This window comes from Rhodobacter flavimaris, from assembly GCF_021378075.1.
GTDB classification, from domain to species: domain Bacteria; phylum Pseudomonadota; class Alphaproteobacteria; order Rhodobacterales; family Rhodobacteraceae; genus Rhodobacter; species Rhodobacter flavimaris.
Genome location: NZ_JAJUOS010000014.1, coordinates 72,171 through 88,969 on the forward strand (window position 1 = coordinate 72,171; position 16,799 = coordinate 88,969).

The window sequence follows — 16,799 nt, forward strand, 5'->3', positions numbered from 1 at the left end:
CGCCCGTTTCCTCTCTCACATTCCAACAGGACTTCCACCATGTCGAAACAACCCGCTCACAAGGTCAAACTTGGCCTTATCACCGCAACCGTCTGGGACAATGACGGCTTCTATTCCGTCGATCTGTCCCGTTCCTACAAGACCAGCCAAGGCGAATGGCAATCGAGCCCGAGCTTCGGCCAGGGCGATCTTTTGAACGTCGCCAAATGCGCCGAGCGCGCCGAAATCTGGATCGCGCGCCAAGTGTCGAAAGACGCGATCCAGCGCACCTAGAGCATCCAACAAGATCGGAGCCGGGCAGCCCTGCCCGGCCCCAAAACCAAAAGCTGCCCCGCCGGAGGCACAAAGCGCATCCCGCTTGGTCCGGTTCCCTCAAATCAAACCGTCACGATCCGCCGATCGGCCAAAGGGGGGTCATGTAACACCCCCCTCCACGAATACGAAAGCGAAGACCAGAGCAGATGAAGGCACAAATCCTCCATAGCGGTTTTGACGGCCTCAGGTTCACCGTACAGGCAGAGATCGGCCCCGAGCTGCGCGCCGAACTGGCCCTTGCGAAAGCCCATGCCAAGGAACACCGGCACGATATCGAACTGCGGTATGGCGACGTGCTCTTGTCCGTCACGCAAGCCGGGGGACGGACCTTCAACACCCACACGGGCGAATTGGGTGCCGTCTGGATGTTCCAAGACCCCGAAGACCGCATTCCGAACAATCCCGGCGTTACCGTGGACTTCCGGGCCTTGGGCCTCGCTACGGGCGGGCTGGGGCACGCCGAGCGGCATTTCTGGGAAGTCATGGAAGCGCTGGCCATTCCCTATGGCGAACACCAGCTCCGCGTCTCGCGCGTGGACTTCGCGGTGGATTTGCTCGCCCCTTGGTTCGAGCCGGAGCGGATCGCGCTTGTGGCGCCGCCGGGAACGAAGGTGACGGAATACACCGGGGCCGATGAAACCGTCACACAGGCCACCGGAAGCCGTGTCACGGGCCTTCGGGCGGGGAATGTCGATAACCGCCAGCTCGCGATCTACGACAAGCGCACCGAGGTCATGCAGAAGGCCAAGGACGGCTGGCTGGCTATCTGGAACGCGGAGCGCGCCGCATGCGGGCAAGAGCCTCTGGACCTCTCGGATCGGCTGGCCAGCCAAGTCTGGCGCTTCGAGCTGCGCCTTGGGTCCAAGCAGCTCCGGGGCCGCTTCGAGATGCATTCATGGGCCGATCTGCGGGAGAGACTCGGAGACGCCTACCACGACGCTTTGCAGCGTCTGCGCTACTGCATCCCCACAAGCGACAGCAACCGCGCTCGCTGGCCCGCACATGAGCTGTGGCGGCTCATTGAGGACACCATCGGAAATGACCTCACCGTCTACTGCTGCGGCATTCAGCCCTCAGACGTGATCTTTGCCAATCGCACCGCGAAGATGCGGGAGCTGGATCGGCAGTTGCTTGGTCTCTTCGTCACCCGCGCGGCGATCTCGGATGTGCCGCCGTGGGAGTTCTACGACTTCATGGATCGGCACACTGAAGCCTTACGCCGGTATAGCGAAGAGCATCCGAGGACGCTCGAAGAGCGCTTGCAGAAGGCGGGCGGGAAGTATCGGTGGACGTAGGAGTGGGTGGAAATGGCCAGATGTCACATACACCAAAGCTAAATTCAGGTTGCCAAAATCTTGGAACAAGAAATCCTCTGCATCGGAGACCATTAGCGTCATCGCGAGCCGTCAACGGCTTAACCTTTACCCCCAATTGCAAGTTTCTCAGCGACGGCGGAAATTGCAGATTGGAAAGCCGTCCCTTTATAAGAAAACTCCTCACTGACGTACTCTTTCATATGGTCCCGAAGGAGTTCCATCTTGAGTTCCGTTTCCTTATGAAACAATTCCTCGTCGGTCATCGCAGTATTGTGTGCGGATGCGGTAGAGACATCCTTTGCGATAATACTAAGCTTAGAGAGGCTTAGCCTCTGCCGATTGATCTTTATTATCTCAAAAACCAAACGCCCGACTACATAACCGCACACTTCAAGGATGGCAATCGCGACCACAACGAAAGGGATCCTAGTTAGGAAGACTGTCCATGTATCTATATTCTCTTCCTTGCGCCACAGTTGCGTGAGATCAATAGCGCTCGTAAAAAGCGAATTCAAAACGATAAAAATTATTATTACAAATGGAGCAGATATACATATATACCATAAAATATTTCGATTCCCCTCCTTAACGAAGCCCGCGATCTCGCTCGGAAATAGGCGAACCTGTTTGGTCAGCTCATTCAATTTTGTTTCTGATGCTTTTATATCGTCGTTTAACGCACGACGCTCTTCTCTGAGATTGGCAAGTTCTCTGGTAATATCAGCCCGACTGCTGTTGTCCTCGTTCAGGGCCTTTTGCGCAGCCGCGACAGACTGTTCCAACGTCAGAAGCTGAGCTTTCGCTTGGCCAATTTCACCGTCAAGCGCTGACCTCTCAGAGCCTAGCTGTGCAACCTTATCCGTAAGCTCTTGCGCTTTAGACTCGCGCTGCTTTAAGTCTGCCTCCTTCTTGTCAAATTCCTTGATCGCCCATTCATACGCGTGGAATTCATCAAGTGTTAGCCCAGATACCGACACCTTCTTGATCTTTGTCTCGGTGAGCCACTTAGCACCTGGGCGGAAGCGAAATTCCGCAATCAGTTTACCAAGCTGAAGCGAAGAAGCGTTATTTGAAAATTTAATCTTTTCTTCATGAAGGGTGCCATCAAGGTGGCTTACCTCGAATTCAACCTCATCCCAGTCACTATAACCGCTTGTGACTATACTTATCTCCCGCGCATAGATCGGCCTCTCAAGTTGAAATTCATACCAGCGATTTCTGCCATCCAGAGACTTATCGTCGCTAACATTTTCAATTAGTTGAGTGGTTCTATTGGATTTTCGCGAAAACAATTCTACCGCAATCGCGTGAGGCTTAACCACTGACTCAGTTGCGTCAACCATTTCTATCTCCTCGGCCCTTTAACGCCGCGCGCCAATATGTTTAGTTGGCTATGAAAGCCAAATTGCTTTCTAATTGCGGCCTTAGGGTCGCAAACACTCGGACCGCTTACTGCCGAGAGTACCAATTCGGTGTTCTTCTTAAACCGCCGATTTCGCGTCAAGACTTGCTCCGATGGATCTGCAACTGGTAGCACGATCACCGTTCGCCTTTCTTAGCTTCAAATTTATCCCAAACGTGCATTCTGCCCTTCTGACGCGCGTCGGCCAAAAAGAGTTTTTTCCGAGCATCAAGCGTTTCCAAGTTTCTATATTTGCCCCCAGAAAACTTGGGCCAATCGATCGCCAAGCCCCCCTTCACCATCTCCGCCGAAAGGTCGCGTCCGTCTGGCAGGTAGCAATGCGCCACCGTGCGACCGTGGGCGTCTACGTCAGTTACCACGGCTCGGACGATCCTATCCTTGCATAGCGCATGTAAGGCCCACTTGGCTTTCTTTCCGTACGGATGATTGAGCTCCGGTGCATCAACACCGAACAGGCGGATCTGCGTATTTTCGATTTTTATAGTGTCTCCATCAACCACGTATGCTGGGCCGGATAAAACGCGAGCCTCCTGAAGATGTTTGGCACTTTCTGGATCAAAAGGTGATGCTTGAACGCTTTCAGCCACCCGCGGTGGGGCATGTGTTGATAGCGGCTGCGATCGGGGAACTGGTTCTGAATGGATGCCGCTACTCTCGGATCGTCCAAGCCGTAAAACGAGTAAAATAGCGGCCACAATAACGACGACTATGATAAATTCCACACCGGCCACCTCGTGTCATCAATCCACTATTCTCGATAGCGTTGCGCATAAATACAATGTTCTTCTGTAAGCTTAAGAGCATGGCAATTGATCTTGCAAGCACCTGCCTAGGCAATCGCAGACAACTGCGACAACCAGGTAGCAGCCGGACTGCCCCACCGATGCCAGAATTAGCCCGAACTGGCTCGTTTGAATCCAAACCCTACATTGTGCCTGTTGCGCGTTCGCCACACCCGTTTTCCTGCTCCATTTGCTTCCAGTGTGCTTCCAGCGCGCGAGGTCAAACGCAAGAAGCCCCGCGGGGAGCGAGGCTAAGAATCTGTTATAACTTAGATTTTTTGGTTGCGGGGGCACGCAACCGCAGAATCTTACCCGGACCACATTGCCGACTATAATCATGTCGCCAGAAATCTCTAAACCATTTTAGGCCAGATCAGCACCAGCCTGATAAGGCTTATACAGATCTTTCTGCCCTCATCAGGCTCTTGCCATTAGCACGCCAGCAGTGGCATTCGGATTAGCCGCTTAACCGAAGCAGAATCCGCTGGGTCGATACAGTACTTGAATGGGGCGTCTTTTGTCATCCCCAGACACCACGAAACCGCCCTGCCCCGCTCAACGGGATTCCCTCTGACAAGACCCTTCGCTTTCTCACCCCTCAATGTCACGAGACCGCCCTACCTGCCTCAAGCCAAGTTGCTCTGACAATGCCGATCCTCGACATTTCGGAGCGACGGCGGAAAACGAACATAGAGCATCACCGCCAAACGGATGATCTCCCGGCTGGTCTTGAAGTACTTGAACGGGTCGCGTTTGGTCATCCCAAAACGCTGCCCAGCCCCCTGCCCGGTCGCAAGCCAAGTTGCTCTGACATGACCCTCCCGCGCGATGCAGATCATTAAATTCCGGCCTGCTGTAGTAGAACAGTCATTCGATTTAGGCGCAACGCGAGATGGCGGGCAGCCTCTCGGTGGAACTCACCGGCCAGCCTGAGGCCATCTGACGTTCCCTCAAGTCTATCAAGATCAAATCGCAACACAACGGCCGCGGTGTCCGCAAGAATGGAGGCGGTTCGCGGTATATCTGCGTAATAGGCTATTTCACCGATTATGGCGCCCGGAAGGAATCGCGCGACGAGCAGCGGTCCGTCATCGTTCGTGGCCACTTCTGCTCTCAAGGTTCCGGAGACCAGGCGAAACACTTCATTCGACGCAGCGCCCTGAAGAAAAAGTGCCTCGCCTGACGCCAACGACACCACCGTGGCGAAGGTCGAAAAATCAAATGACGGGTAGCGCTCCGAAAGGGTGCGTAGAACTTCTTCGACGCTCTCTTCGGTCACGACATCATAAAGAATAGCGTCCTCGATCTCAATCAAGGCATTATCCAACGTGTCCTTGATGATGACGCTGTGGGAAAACTCGGCCAGGCGCAAAAGATTGGTTTTCACCTTCGGGTTCAGCCCCGACAGTGTCAGTTTGATCGCCGACCGTTCGAGCAAGGTTGCAATACGAGTCAGCGCGAAGCTGGCTGAGGTATCAAGGCCTTTGACGCCACGGAAATCCAGAATCACATGGGTTGGCGCCGTGTCGCGTTTAAATTCGCCGTAAATACGTTCGTAGAGTCCGTTTGCAGTTCCGAAAAACAGAAAACCTGCGAGTTCATAAATAATAACGTCCGTTGCCTCGACCTCGAGACGAGCCAGATCCTGGGCGCTGCGTTCAACCGAGGATCTGCGCAGGGCCGCAGTGGAGCGAAGGCGAACAATATCGATCCCTGCATATGACACGACAAAGAGCACGGTCGCCAAAATCAGCCCTACGCTGAAGGCCGCCATAAAACCGACGGCTCCCGCGAGGGCGACGATAAGGAAGATGATAAACCTGTCGGCGGGTGGGAGCCGTTTGCGCTTCAACCATATCCACTCATAGAGAAAATCAAACCCGAGATAGGCAACAATTCCGCCCATCAGTCCGACTGGAAGGTTCCCGATAGCAGATGCGCCAAAGAACAAGACCGACGCACTGCTAAGAGAAACAGCCAGCGGAGCGGCCAGCCCGGTTACGCCCATCTTGTTGGCCAAGGTCGTTTCGCCAAGCAGGTGGTAGCTGACTGATCCGCCGGTCACTCCGGCAAGCATGTTGCTTACCCCCACGGCTTTGAGTTCGCGTTCCGGGTCCAAATCCTGTCCGATGGAAATCTCGATGCCGCTGATGTTCAGCAGGAGTCCCAGCAGCGCCATCGCCGCCACGGCGAAAATTGTTGGCATCTGGGCTAGGATTGCAGCCCAGTCAGCGTTCACTACCAACGTCGGGGACAGCCCACCAAGTAAGTCACCCCCTTCGAAAGGACCGATCAACAGCCCCATTTGGCCGGCTTCTTCAATGCTGACACCTTGAAGCGTTAGGACCAGGTAGAAGGCACCCGTTGCCAAGACGATGATGCAAGGCAAGACCAGAGGGTGCTTAAGAAGTCGCGTAAAGATCACAGCAACGAGGGCGAACGCAATCCAAGGCAGCCAAGTTGTGGCCATCCCCGGACTGAAGAGGCGTGACAGGTGTGCAACGTTGATCTCCTGCTTGGTGATCATGGACAGGGCGCCCAAAACAAGTAGAAGCCCTGTCGCCGCCAAAAAGCCAGCAATCACAGAATATGGAATGAAGCGAGCAGCGAACCCAAACCGCAAATGGCCCGCAAGATAGACCACAAAGCCGGTTATGACTGAGGTCAAACCAATTAGGGTGACGACTGAAGCAAAGCCTACGTCATGCGAAGGAACCCTGGCCATGATCGAAGCCGCGGCTAAAGATAGCAGAACCGCGGGCACCTCCTGCAGATGAGCCACGACACCTCGATAGGAACTCAGCAGCGCAGTAAGGATCGGCAAAAATATCCCACCCAACAACGCAAGGCCGATCCCTCGTTCGGCATAAGGCGCCAGTGGGCCCACATAGATAATCGACGCAAACGCGATCGCAAAAGACACTGCTAAGATTGCGATTACGCTCATCGCAACGGCGGCGCTGAGTACTGCACCACGCGCAGTGACATCTTCGGATACTGTCGTCATCTTGCGGCTTCAACTCATCTATTTTTTGCTCAATCCTTAGGCATGCACGATTAGGGCTCGCGTGGAAAGCACTTAGGCTCGGCGCCTTGATCTTTCGGCCAAGGACGAAAGTCGGCACGTGCGCCACACCAAAAGCTATGGTTCTGTGACTCAGCAGCCACCATCGAAGCCCAATTGGCCCCGACTATCCTTTGAACCCAAGTCGTTCGACCTGTTCTAGTGCTGCGAGATAGTTATCTTGCCGTATTCACCCTCAGCCCTTAGCATTCCTAAACCGATTTCATTTATCGCAGTTCTTAAAGGGAAAAAATGCCAGAACCCGTTGAGAAACGGCACTTCGGCTCGTGGGCTTCACCAATTTCGCCCAATACACTTGCGCCAAACGCCCGCAAGATCGAACAAGTCTGCGTCGACAACGCAGATATCTACTGGATAGAGACACGGCCCGAGCAGGGAGGTCGAAGTACGATCATGCGTCAGTCTGCTGAAGGTCAGCAGACCGAGATCCTGCCACGTTGGTTCAACGCGCGCACGCTCGTGAATTCCTATGGTGGTGGGGCGATGTCCGTGCGGGGCGCCACTGTCATCTTTACCCAGTTTTCGCGTGAAACATTCCCGAAGACCTCCGATCAGCGTGTCCACCGCTTGGATCCCGGCAAGACCCCCGTGCCAATCACACCTCCCGCCGCCGCGAGCTACGCAGATTTCGAAATCGACCCCGACCGCAGAGCCGTGTACTGCGTAATGGAGGAACAGACGTTTCTGACAAACGGGCAAGCCACGCAGTCGCTGGTTGCCCTTGATCTTGATGGCGTAAAGCCACCGCGCATTCTGGCACAGGGCGAGGATTTCTATGCCGCCCCGCGCCTGAGCCCCGACGGGACACAACTAGCCTGGCTTTCTTGGTCCTATCCGTCAATGCCATGGGAAGGCACACGATTGTGGACCGCCAAGGTCGATCCTTCCGGCGTATTGCGGGACATCAACCTGTTGGCTGGAGCACCAGCCATGAGGACGGATGGTGCCCGGAACCCCGTCCTCAAGCGGCTCATGCGCTATTCCGACGATGCGATCGGACAACCGGCTTGGTCCCCCCAGGGCAGCCTTTACGCGCTATCGGACCGAGTTGAGATCGATGGTGACAGATGGCTCAACCTTTGCTCCGCGCGGAATGGTCAACTTGAACCTGTAACCTTGCGAACAGCAGAGTTTGGCGCGCCCGCTTGGCAGCTTGGCGGGTCGAGTTTCTCCTTTCTGTCCGACGGTCGCATCTTGGCCGCGTTCACTTCGAACGGCGTCTGGGCACTGGCTGTCATCGACCCGGAGACGGGCAAGGCCGGTGACCTTGACACTCCATTCACCGAAATCGCCCATCTTCATGTCTCGAAGGACAATGCAATCTTCGTCGGCGGTTCCTTCACCGAACCCGCAGCCCTTATCCGGCTTGATCCGCACACCGGCGCATATGAGCGCCTGCGCGAGACGACCGAAAAGATGGACGAAGAGATCCGTCGTTGTATCTCGGTGCCTGAGCCGATTTCGTTCCCGACAGGCGAAGACGGCTCGGCGCAATCCAATGCCTTTTTCTATGCACCATGCAACCCTTGCTTTGAAGGCGCCGAGGATGAAACCCCACCGCTCATCTTGCTCGTACATGGCGGGCCTACGGCAGCGGCCTCCGCCTCCCTGAACTTGACGATCCAGTTCTTTACCAGTCGCGGCTTTGCCGTCGCGGATATGAACTATCGTGGCAGCACGGGCTTTGGCCGCTCCTATCGCCGCGCAATGTATGGCCACTGGGGAGAGGTCGATGTTGAAGACTGTGTTGCGCTGGTCAAGGCGCTCGCAAAACGCGCGACCATAGACCCCAACCGTGTCATCTCGCGCGGTGGCAGCTCGGGCGGTTATACCACACTGGCCCTCGCGGCCTTCACCGATCTGTTGAGCGTCGCCGCCAGCTATTACGGCATCTCCGATCTCGAGATGATCGCGAAGATCACCGACAAACTCGAAGCGCATTATGCCGAATTACTGATCGGCCCCTACCCTTCAGCCTCCAAGCTCTTTCGCGCGCGATCACCCCTATATCATGCCCAGAAGATAGCCTGCCCGATCATTCTGTTTCAGGGGCTCGAAGACCCCGTCGTTCCGCCCGCGCAGGCCCAAATGCTGATCGACGAGATGAACGCGCGCAAGCTGCCTTTGGCGTATGAATTTTATGCGGATGAAAGTCATGGCTTCCGGAAAGCCGAAAGCATCATCCAATCACTCGAAGAAGAGTTATCATTTTACGGAACAATCTTGGGTTTCACGCCCGCCGGAAGCTTAAGAACACCGCAGATCCATAACCTTGGCACCATCCAAGAAGAATGAGGCGTGGACAAACCGGCGTTTCAGGATTGAACTGATAGAGGGATCATCATGACGGACGGCCATCGCAGCAGAGCTCTGTTCAACTCGATAGAGAGGTTTCGAAAGTATAACCCTGACCAGTTGAGCCTTGACCGTTTTACCCCGGTCGGATCACCCTTGGCTTGGTTCGTGGGCCCGAAGGGCGAGAACGAAAACGCATTGCGAACGCTGATCGGCCAGGCGATCACGTCAAACATCGAGGCGCGTCGGGATTTCCAGCCCGACGATCCGCAGATGGCCCCCCCCGAGGCGTTCTCCCACGATCAGGAGAGCCACTACACCCGCGGCCTTGCCTTGATCGAAGAACGGCTGGGAGAGATGTTGGCGCATATGCGCGGCTCGATCCCGTTGTCAAGCTATCGCAACCAATCCCATATGTATTGGGACACGACCTTGCCAGCGGTTGTTGGTCATTTCGCCGGACTGCTCTACAACCAGAACAACGTTGCGACAGAGGCTTCACCCGTAACAACCCTTCTCGAAATGGCTGTCACGGACGACATCTGCCGAATGCTAGGCTTTCGCGATCCGGAAGAGCAGTCCGAGCTTCCGCGCCCGTGGGGGCATATCACCTGCGATGGCAGCGTCGCCAATGGCGAGTCCCTCTGGGCGGCACGAAACCTTAAGTATCTTCCGCTAACCCTCGCGACCGCGATCCGTCACGACGCGCGTCTGGCTTCGGCGCGGTCGCTGACGGTTCAGACGCTTGACGGCAAACGCCGCAGGCTGCTGGATCTGAGCACATGGGAGCTTTTGAACATCCCGGTCGATGAGGCGATTGGGCTGTCTGCTCGGATGACAAGTGCAGCGGGCATAGATCCAGACGCGATCGCGAAGGCTATCGCGGGCAGAACAGTCCAGGACCTCGGCCTGATCGACTTCTATCGCCAGTATCTGCCGGACTGCCCCTCGCCCGTCATTCTAGCCCCCGCGACGGCGCATTATTCCTGGCCCAAGGGTGCTGCTCTAGTCGGCCTCGGGCGCTCAAGCGTCATTCCCGTCGCGGTCGATCTCGACGGACGCATGGATACGATCGACCTCAGACGGCATCTGGATCGCTGCCTCGATGAGAAACGCCCGGTGCTCGAGGTCATCGCGGTCATCGGGACAACTGAAGAAAGCGCCGTTGATCCGCTGGCCGAGATCGCCGATATCCGCGATGAATACCGACAGATAGGGCTTGAATTCACATTGCATGCCGATGCGGCTTGGGGAGGCTACTTCGCATCGATGCTTCGCCCGTCGAAGCTTGCCGAGCACATCGAAGACAACGATCTGCGCGGCAGCGACGAAGAAGCACGCCTATACGCGAAATATGTCGGCATCTTTGAAACACCGGATGGCGAGAATGACGATCCCGAGGCGAGCGATCCCAACTTCGCCCATGACGTCGGCCTTGGTCCGGGGATGCAACTGAATGACTATGTGACCCGCCAATATAACGCGCTTCCACTCTGCGATACGGTGACGGTCGATCCGCACAAGGCGGGCTTTGTGCCCTACGCGGCAGGAACGCTCAGCTACAGAAACGGCGCGATGCGCGATGTCATCGCGTTTGCCGCACCGGTGGTGTTCCACGGCGGCACGGTCCCAAGCGTCGGCGTCTATGGCATCGAAGGCTCCAAGCCCGGTGCGGCGGCCGCGGCGGTGTATCTGTCCCATGCCGTAATCCCGACAGATTGTACCGGCTACGGGCGATTGCTTGCCAAGTGCATGTTCAATTCGAAACGCTTCTACGCGGCCCTGCTCGCGGGCTTTACACCCGATGACGAGATTACCGTGACCTCGTTCCAGCGTCTTCCCTCAGAGAAATCGGGGGGAACTGAAGCAGAGATCGCGGCCGAGCGCGCAATTATCGCGCAACAGATCGTGCCGGTAGCCGATGACGCCTTGGTAGAAAAGCTGATCGCCGATCCCGAACTTCGAGCGCTGTTCCGACAACTTGGCTCTGACCAAACGATCATCGCCTACACGCTGAACTTCAAGACCGCTCAAGGGCTCAATCGCGACCCGATATTGTTAAATGCGTTCAATGACGCACTTTTCCAGAAACTCAGCGTTCAGAAATTTGGAGGCGATCACGTGCCACAGGCGCCTCTCTTTGTCACTGCCTCCGAGTTTGATCCAGCCATATATGGTCAAGCCTTCGTCGATCATTATGCAACGCGGATAGGGGTCACTCCCAAGCCCGGGGCGGCGATAAAGTTCCTGATTTCGACGCAGCAAAACCCCTTCATGACTTCGACGGCCGAGGGGGATATGACACCACGCTTGATCAAAGAGCTCAGACATACGGCTTTATCCGTCGCAGCCGACATTCGTCGAAAATACGGATTGACAGCACCCTAAGCGCGCCCATGCCATAGAGGAGGAGCTACCACGATGGACCATAAAATGATGGATCACTGCGGCCCTACCACGCCATTCATTTCCAATCACCCCCACCAACACGCGTTCCTATTGGTCGGAGACGGGGCCCAATTCGGCGTCCACATGACACAATACCACCACGAAGAACACAAATATCAGTTGGTTATGAAAGTCACGCTGCCCGCACCAGCACTCGCCAAGCTAGCGACCGCCCGAGCGCGATTCCCGTTGGACTCGTTCGTACTATGTAATGATGACACGGATCATTTCATGGTGCCCGAGCTTCCGGCGCGGAGACGAGTCACATTTAAGGGGAACATATTTCAGGGTCTGCCCGATCTGAGCGATGTCGACATGGAAGCGCCCCACTTCTTCCCATGGGACAAGGCTCGCACGATTCCGCTCGTCGCGGATATCGAAGTTACGGTGGAAAGGATCGTGACCTTTCGCCCCTTCGCTCACCACATGATTCAGCCGGAATTTGCGACCTACCTCCTCTTTGGTGAAGGGCGCGAGGCACATATGACCAACCTGCAGACCGCACGACTGGCGACGGGCCCTTTCGAGGCTCCACTCTTCGGACCAGACTATGACAACGTCATGAGCCTTCAGCAGGCCCCTGACTGGCTCGACAAGCCGTTGCTCGAAGCGGGCGTCGTCGTGACCGTGCCAAGCCTGCGCCTGAACGATCCTGCCACGGGGAAACACATGGTCCCGAATGGTGTCCCGTTCGAGAATGGGCAGAAGCTAAGCGTTCTCTACCGCGGGATGGGCGAGTCCCTGCCCGTTACCGTCAAGAACACTGTTCTTGCAGCAACAGCGGTTTGCAACAGTGACGGGTTAGATCTTTCACCGTCTTCCCCATCCCTTATCATGAGCCAGACACCGAAAGCCCTGATGAAATGACACAGAACAGCACGGAAACCACCTTCAACCGCCAGGACGGCAACGAAGAACTCTGGCATCAGGTGTTTCAGGTTGGGCACCCGGTGCTCGCTCAGAAACAGAGACGCTACCAGATGATCCCAGGCAAACCGCGTTGCCAACTGTGCTACGCACCTATGGGTGGGCTGGGCGGTTGGCTCATGCGGCTCGTCAAACTTCGCCCCTCGGCGCGCAATCCCAATTACTGCAATGCATGCGACGGATTTCTTGCGGCCTTTCCAGGCGGCGCCGATGTTGAGCTTAGCATGTTGTTTTGCGACCTTCGCGGGTCTGTCGAACTCTCCTCAAAGATGAGCCCGCGTGAGTTCACGCAGCTGATCATGAGGATGCGAGCGATCGTTCTGGAAAAACTGTGGAAGCACGATGGATTCGTCCTCCAGTTTCAGGGGGACTCCGTCATCGGCGTCTGGCCGCCCGGCTTCGCCGGACCAGACCATGCGAAAAAAGCGGTGGCGGCGGCGCGTGAGATCGCAGACTCCCTCGCGCTGGAACGTGACAAGGGAACAGAGATTCCCGCAGGGATCGGCGTGCACACAGATAACGTCTTTCTCTGCACGGTCGCCTCAGCGAACGGGGCACTGCAAGAAATCAGTGCCTTTGGCGAGGGCGTCAATATCGCCGCGCGCCTGTCTGCGGTTGCCGGACCCGGTGAGGTTTTCCTAAGCGAAGCGATCATCGCCGCGGCCGAGCTAGAAGGCCAAGGAATCCAGATCGAGGACTTCACCTTGAAAGGGATCGACCGGCACGTCCGCGCTGCTCGTTTGGCTGGCCTAGCCATTAAGCCTGCTCTCATCAATACGCGAAACCGGCAGCGCTAAGGATTTCGAGCAATCGTCGCATGAGTTGGGGAGGCCGAGGACTGCCAATAGTCCCTCCCCGCGTTTCCTGCCTCATGCGAAGTCCTTCCCATAGGTTCCGCTCAAACACCTGGAGGTACGAGTTGGGACAATTTGGAGGTCGTCTCTACCAGCTTGCGGGCACTGTCGTTCCCGATGGATTGACGGATCGCTTGGGCGATATCGTCATTGCGCTCCAGGAGCGCGCGAAATTCCGCGATTGGGAGCTCGAACAGGCGGGATGGGATGTCGACAGTCACGTCCGCCGTCGCCGGCCCACCGGAGATGAACGACAACTCGCCGACCAAGGCTCCCGCTCCAAGCGTCGCGACCTGCACGCCAGATTTCTTGACCTGCAGACGTCCGCCCAGAATGAGCACCAGGTCCGCAATAGGCGTGCCGTCGATTGCCACATTATGCCCAGGCTGCGCTTCGCGGAACCTGCCGGTCCGCAGTAGCCTGCGGGCACGATCGATCTTGAGCCCCGGCGCCAGTATCGACACAACACGCGCCTCGTCTTCCGTCAGACGCAGCAGATTTCGGACTACGAAGATGCGACAGATCCCAATGATGCTGATCACGCACCAAGAGACTTCGATGGAGGCGGAAAACGCGTTGAAGTCACGTGAAAGGCTAGAAAGAATGCAAAGCGAAGATACGAGATTTGCGACCGGAAAAGTGTAGCCATCACCCTTGAGGAGGCCTAGTTGCAGCAGCAAATATGCTGTTACATAGCCAAAAACGCCAACAATTCCGAGTGCATCAAGGTAATCGAGTTCCGAAATCCACTCAAGAGCGTCCTTCACGTTCTAAACCTCTCTAATTCTTCGCGTTTGCAAAGTACGTCGCGCGCTTGATCAATTAGGAAATATTTCCTGACGAGGAGAAAATTTGAAAGAGGCAACTCTGGATGGCCCGAAGTTTCCTAGACGTTTTTGTATTCCTCCCCGTTTTAACGGCGCTCTCTCGTAGAACTTACGCGGCCATTCTCCGCTTCATGGCGAGGGTTATCCCGCCGAGTCCCATGTTGCGGCGTTCGTTGTTGTAGGACCATAGCCATTCGGTTGCGATCTGCAGTAACTCAAGCAAGCTTTAGCTAAAAACACCCAATTAATAGCTATGCGCCTGCACGCTCGCGATAAAGTTCTTCAAGTATGGAGTTGCCTTCATCAGCTTGATCCCATGCGTGCGCCATGATCAACCAACGCCCCGCCGATTTCACCAAAAGATAACCGCTGATATCGTGACTGGTTTCGGTTCCATTTTCCAGAAGTTCAGACGAGGCGAGGACAACCGCGACACTTCCGAAGCGCAGAATCTTCATCCCCCGAGTGTGCTCCTCGAAGCTCAGCAAATTCTTTCTCGCGACAGTTTCCATGCGCTCGATAAATCCATGCACCGAACGGAGCTGCGCAGGCCGCGCTGCGCTACAAAGCACGGCGTCAGGTAGAAAATCGGCACGAAACCTTTCCCAAGCGGGCTCTTCCCCCTCGCTCCAATACAGGGCCTCAAAGTGATTCCTGACAAGCTGTATGATGGCTTCGTCGTCTGACATGTGCCTTCTCCCTCAACGAAACGTCATTTGAAACGAAGTTATGACACACCTGAGCTCAGCACGCACTGCACAGCCTCATTCCAAGCTCTGTTCAACCAGACCAAAGGATGCATTGGCGGCGGTGGGACTGTTACTTTTTTGAGCGGCAAGCCCGAGCGCGCCTTTGAATGCATAGCCCGCGCCACATCAGGTCCGCGAAAATGGCGTGATGAATATCGTAGACACGTCCTCAATTCAGGCGGATGCTTGTCCTATCGTTTCAGGGGGGATGTCATGGCGCTTGAAGTAATTGGCTCCGGCTTTGGTAGAACGGGAACGAAATCGCTTAAAGCCGCTTTGGAACGGCTGGGCTACGGCCCTTGCCACCATATGCACGAAATCGTCGAAAACCCTGAACAGGTGACGCATTGGCAGCGGCTGGCTGCCGGAGAAGCTGTTGACTGGGCAGCGGTCTTCGCAGGGTACAAGTCCCAAGTGGACTGGCCAGGTGCACATGTCTGGCGCGAGTTGGCTCACGCTTTTCCGAACGCAAAGGTCGTCCATACGGTCCGGCCCGACGACAAGTGGTGGGCCAGCTTTGACAAAACGATCGGCAAACTGATGTCCCGATACAGGGACCTTCCGCTCCCACCTCACATTCACGACATCCTCGCGGCATGGAACGAGCTGGCCGGCAAGAGCACCTTTGGTGGCGTCCTTGGCGACAAGGAGAATGGGCTGGCAGCCTATCGCAGAAGGACCCAAGATGTACGCGAAGCGTTGCCGGCCGATCGATTGCTTGTCTTCGATGTGGCGGAGGGATGGGGTCCACTTTGCGCGTTCCTCGGCGTCGATGTGCCTGATGAACCGTTCCCGCACCATAATTTGAGGGCTGATTTTTGGGAGGTGCTCGGCGGTGAACCAGCCTGATCACAGCTTCCCGAGGTTCACAGGACGATGAGACGGTCTACCCTTGCCTCACCGGGCACCGGCATGTGTGGACAGCTCCGGGTGTTGTAAGACGGATTCAAACCCGCCTACGCAAGGGCAGAATGACTGCCCCTTATGCTGCGCAGAGACCGCGCCACTCGGCGAGAGCAGCGGCACGGTTAGCCTTGACGAGAGGTCAGTTGCACTAGCTGCGTTCCGGCCCAGGGGTTGGCACATGACCTCTCCAGCATGCGCGGCAGAGTTTTCGGATACCGGCGCAAAAAGAACCCCCTACCCGGAGACGGGCAGGGGCAGAACCAAAGGAAATCTTTCAGGAAGAAGTCCTTCGAGCGTAACACTTGGTTCGGGATCTGTCATCTCGCGGGATTTGGCGCACCCTATACTGGCAGTCTTTCCACTGGACGGTGTCTGACGGATTCCAACTCGGCATTCGGTTTTCCTGTGTGACACCAGATTGAACCTGGGGGATTTCTCAAAACTTGGCCGGACTAAATCTCGGGGAGTGCACGGACGTCGAGGCTTGTGCGCGTTGATTGCCTCCCCACTGAAGTGGTCCACCAACTGGGATAGATATATCCCGATGCTAGGAGGACCAGTGAATGGCTCGAAAGCGAGACAAACCCGAAGAGATCGTGCTGAAGCTGCGGCAGGTTTAAGTTCAGCAAAGTCAAGGCAAGTCGATCTCTGATGCCGCTCGTCAGATCAGCGTGTCGCGGCAGACCTACTATCGGTGGCGCAAGGAATACGGTGGCATGAGCCGCGATCAGTGGAAGCGACTGAAGTGTCCCCCGTCAGCGCCTATGGCACAGATTTGAGGTTGTGATTTAAGGAGGATTTGGGCTTCGTCGTAGTGACGAAGGAACGAAGATGAAGCCCAAATCCTCCAATTCAAAATCGCCGACCAAGCC

Annotated in this window: 12 protein-coding genes and 2 pseudogenes; 8 read left to right on the plus strand and 6 right to left on the minus strand. The window is 56.1% G+C overall.

Annotated elements, in window-relative coordinates:
- Positions 1 to 39 precede the first annotated feature (39 nt).
- A complete protein-coding gene (locus tag LZA78_RS15715) occupies positions 40 to 273 on the plus strand; it encodes a hypothetical protein (RefSeq protein WP_233677867.1) in 234 nt (77 codons plus the stop codon).
- A 188-nt stretch (positions 274 to 461) separates the two neighbouring features.
- Positions 462 to 1,610 carry a hypothetical protein gene (locus LZA78_RS15720; protein ID WP_233677868.1) on the plus strand — a complete coding sequence of 383 codons (1,149 nt, stop codon included), beginning with the start codon at positions 462 to 464 and terminating at the stop codon, positions 1,608 to 1,610.
- Between the two features lie 119 nt (positions 1,611 to 1,729).
- Here LZA78_RS15720 and LZA78_RS15725 read toward each other — a convergent pair whose 3' ends face one another.
- The 4 genes and pseudogenes from LZA78_RS15725 to LZA78_RS15740 form a co-directional block, all read right to left on the minus strand.
- A complete protein-coding gene (locus tag LZA78_RS15725; RefSeq protein ID WP_233677869.1) occupies positions 1,730 to 2,974 on the minus strand; it encodes a hypothetical protein in 1,245 nt (414 codons plus the stop codon).
- Between the two features lie 196 nt (positions 2,975 to 3,170).
- Positions 3,171 to 3,641 (minus strand): thermonuclease family protein, encoded by a 471-nt coding sequence (locus LZA78_RS15730; RefSeq protein WP_233677870.1) that lies wholly within the window; start codon positions 3,639 to 3,641, stop codon positions 3,171 to 3,173.
- 848 nt (positions 3,642 to 4,489) lie between these two features.
- A pseudogene (locus LZA78_RS15735) lies at positions 4,490 to 4,597 on the minus strand (IS6 family transposase); the annotation flags it as partial.
- 77 nt (positions 4,598 to 4,674) lie between these two features.
- Positions 4,675 to 6,843 (minus strand): SulP family inorganic anion transporter, encoded by a 2,169-nt coding sequence (locus tag LZA78_RS15740; RefSeq protein ID WP_233677871.1) that lies wholly within the window; start codon positions 6,841 to 6,843, stop codon positions 4,675 to 4,677.
- A gap of 309 nt (positions 6,844 to 7,152) precedes the next feature.
- Between LZA78_RS15740 and LZA78_RS15745 the strand changes: the two genes are divergently transcribed.
- The 4 genes from LZA78_RS15745 to LZA78_RS15760 are packed head-to-tail and all read left to right on the plus strand — an operon-like array spanning position 7,153 to position 13,388.
- Entirely contained in the window at positions 7,153 to 9,216 is a 2,064-nt protein-coding gene (locus LZA78_RS15745) for a S9 family peptidase (protein ID WP_233677872.1), read from the plus strand.
- Positions 9,217 to 9,264: 48 nt separating this feature from the next.
- Positions 9,265 to 11,604, plus strand: coding sequence for a pyridoxal phosphate-dependent decarboxylase family protein (locus tag LZA78_RS15750; protein ID WP_233677873.1), 2,340 nt, complete (start codon positions 9,265 to 9,267; stop codon positions 11,602 to 11,604).
- Between the two features lie 33 nt (positions 11,605 to 11,637).
- Complete coding sequence (locus LZA78_RS15755) at positions 11,638 to 12,531, plus strand: hypothetical protein (protein WP_233677874.1); 894 nt, start codon at positions 11,638 to 11,640, stop codon at positions 12,529 to 12,531.
- Positions 12,528 to 13,388: an adenylate/guanylate cyclase domain-containing protein gene (locus tag LZA78_RS15760; protein WP_233677875.1), complete on the plus strand. Its 861-nt coding sequence runs from the start codon at positions 12,528 to 12,530 to the stop codon at positions 13,386 to 13,388. Before LZA78_RS15755 ends, LZA78_RS15760 begins: the two co-directional genes overlap by 4 nt.
- 101 nt (positions 13,389 to 13,489) lie before the next feature.
- On the opposite strand, the gene LZA78_RS15765 is transcribed toward LZA78_RS15760, so the two are convergent.
- Positions 13,490 to 14,212 (minus strand): Crp/Fnr family transcriptional regulator, encoded by a 723-nt coding sequence (locus LZA78_RS15765; RefSeq protein ID WP_233677876.1) that lies wholly within the window; start codon positions 14,210 to 14,212, stop codon positions 13,490 to 13,492.
- A gap of 311 nt (positions 14,213 to 14,523) precedes the next feature.
- Positions 14,524 to 14,961 carry a nuclear transport factor 2 family protein gene (locus tag LZA78_RS15770; protein ID WP_233677877.1) on the minus strand — a complete coding sequence of 146 codons (438 nt, stop codon included), beginning with the start codon at positions 14,959 to 14,961 and terminating at the stop codon, positions 14,524 to 14,526.
- A gap of 273 nt (positions 14,962 to 15,234) precedes the next feature.
- Between LZA78_RS15770 and LZA78_RS15775 the strand changes: the two genes are divergently transcribed.
- Positions 15,235 to 15,870: a sulfotransferase family protein gene (locus LZA78_RS15775; protein WP_233677878.1), complete on the plus strand. Its 636-nt coding sequence runs from the start codon at positions 15,235 to 15,237 to the stop codon at positions 15,868 to 15,870.
- 620 nt (positions 15,871 to 16,490) lie between these two features.
- Positions 16,491 to 16,673, plus strand: a pseudogene (locus LZA78_RS15780) (transposase); the annotation flags it as partial.
- Positions 16,674 to 16,799 lie beyond the last annotated feature (126 nt).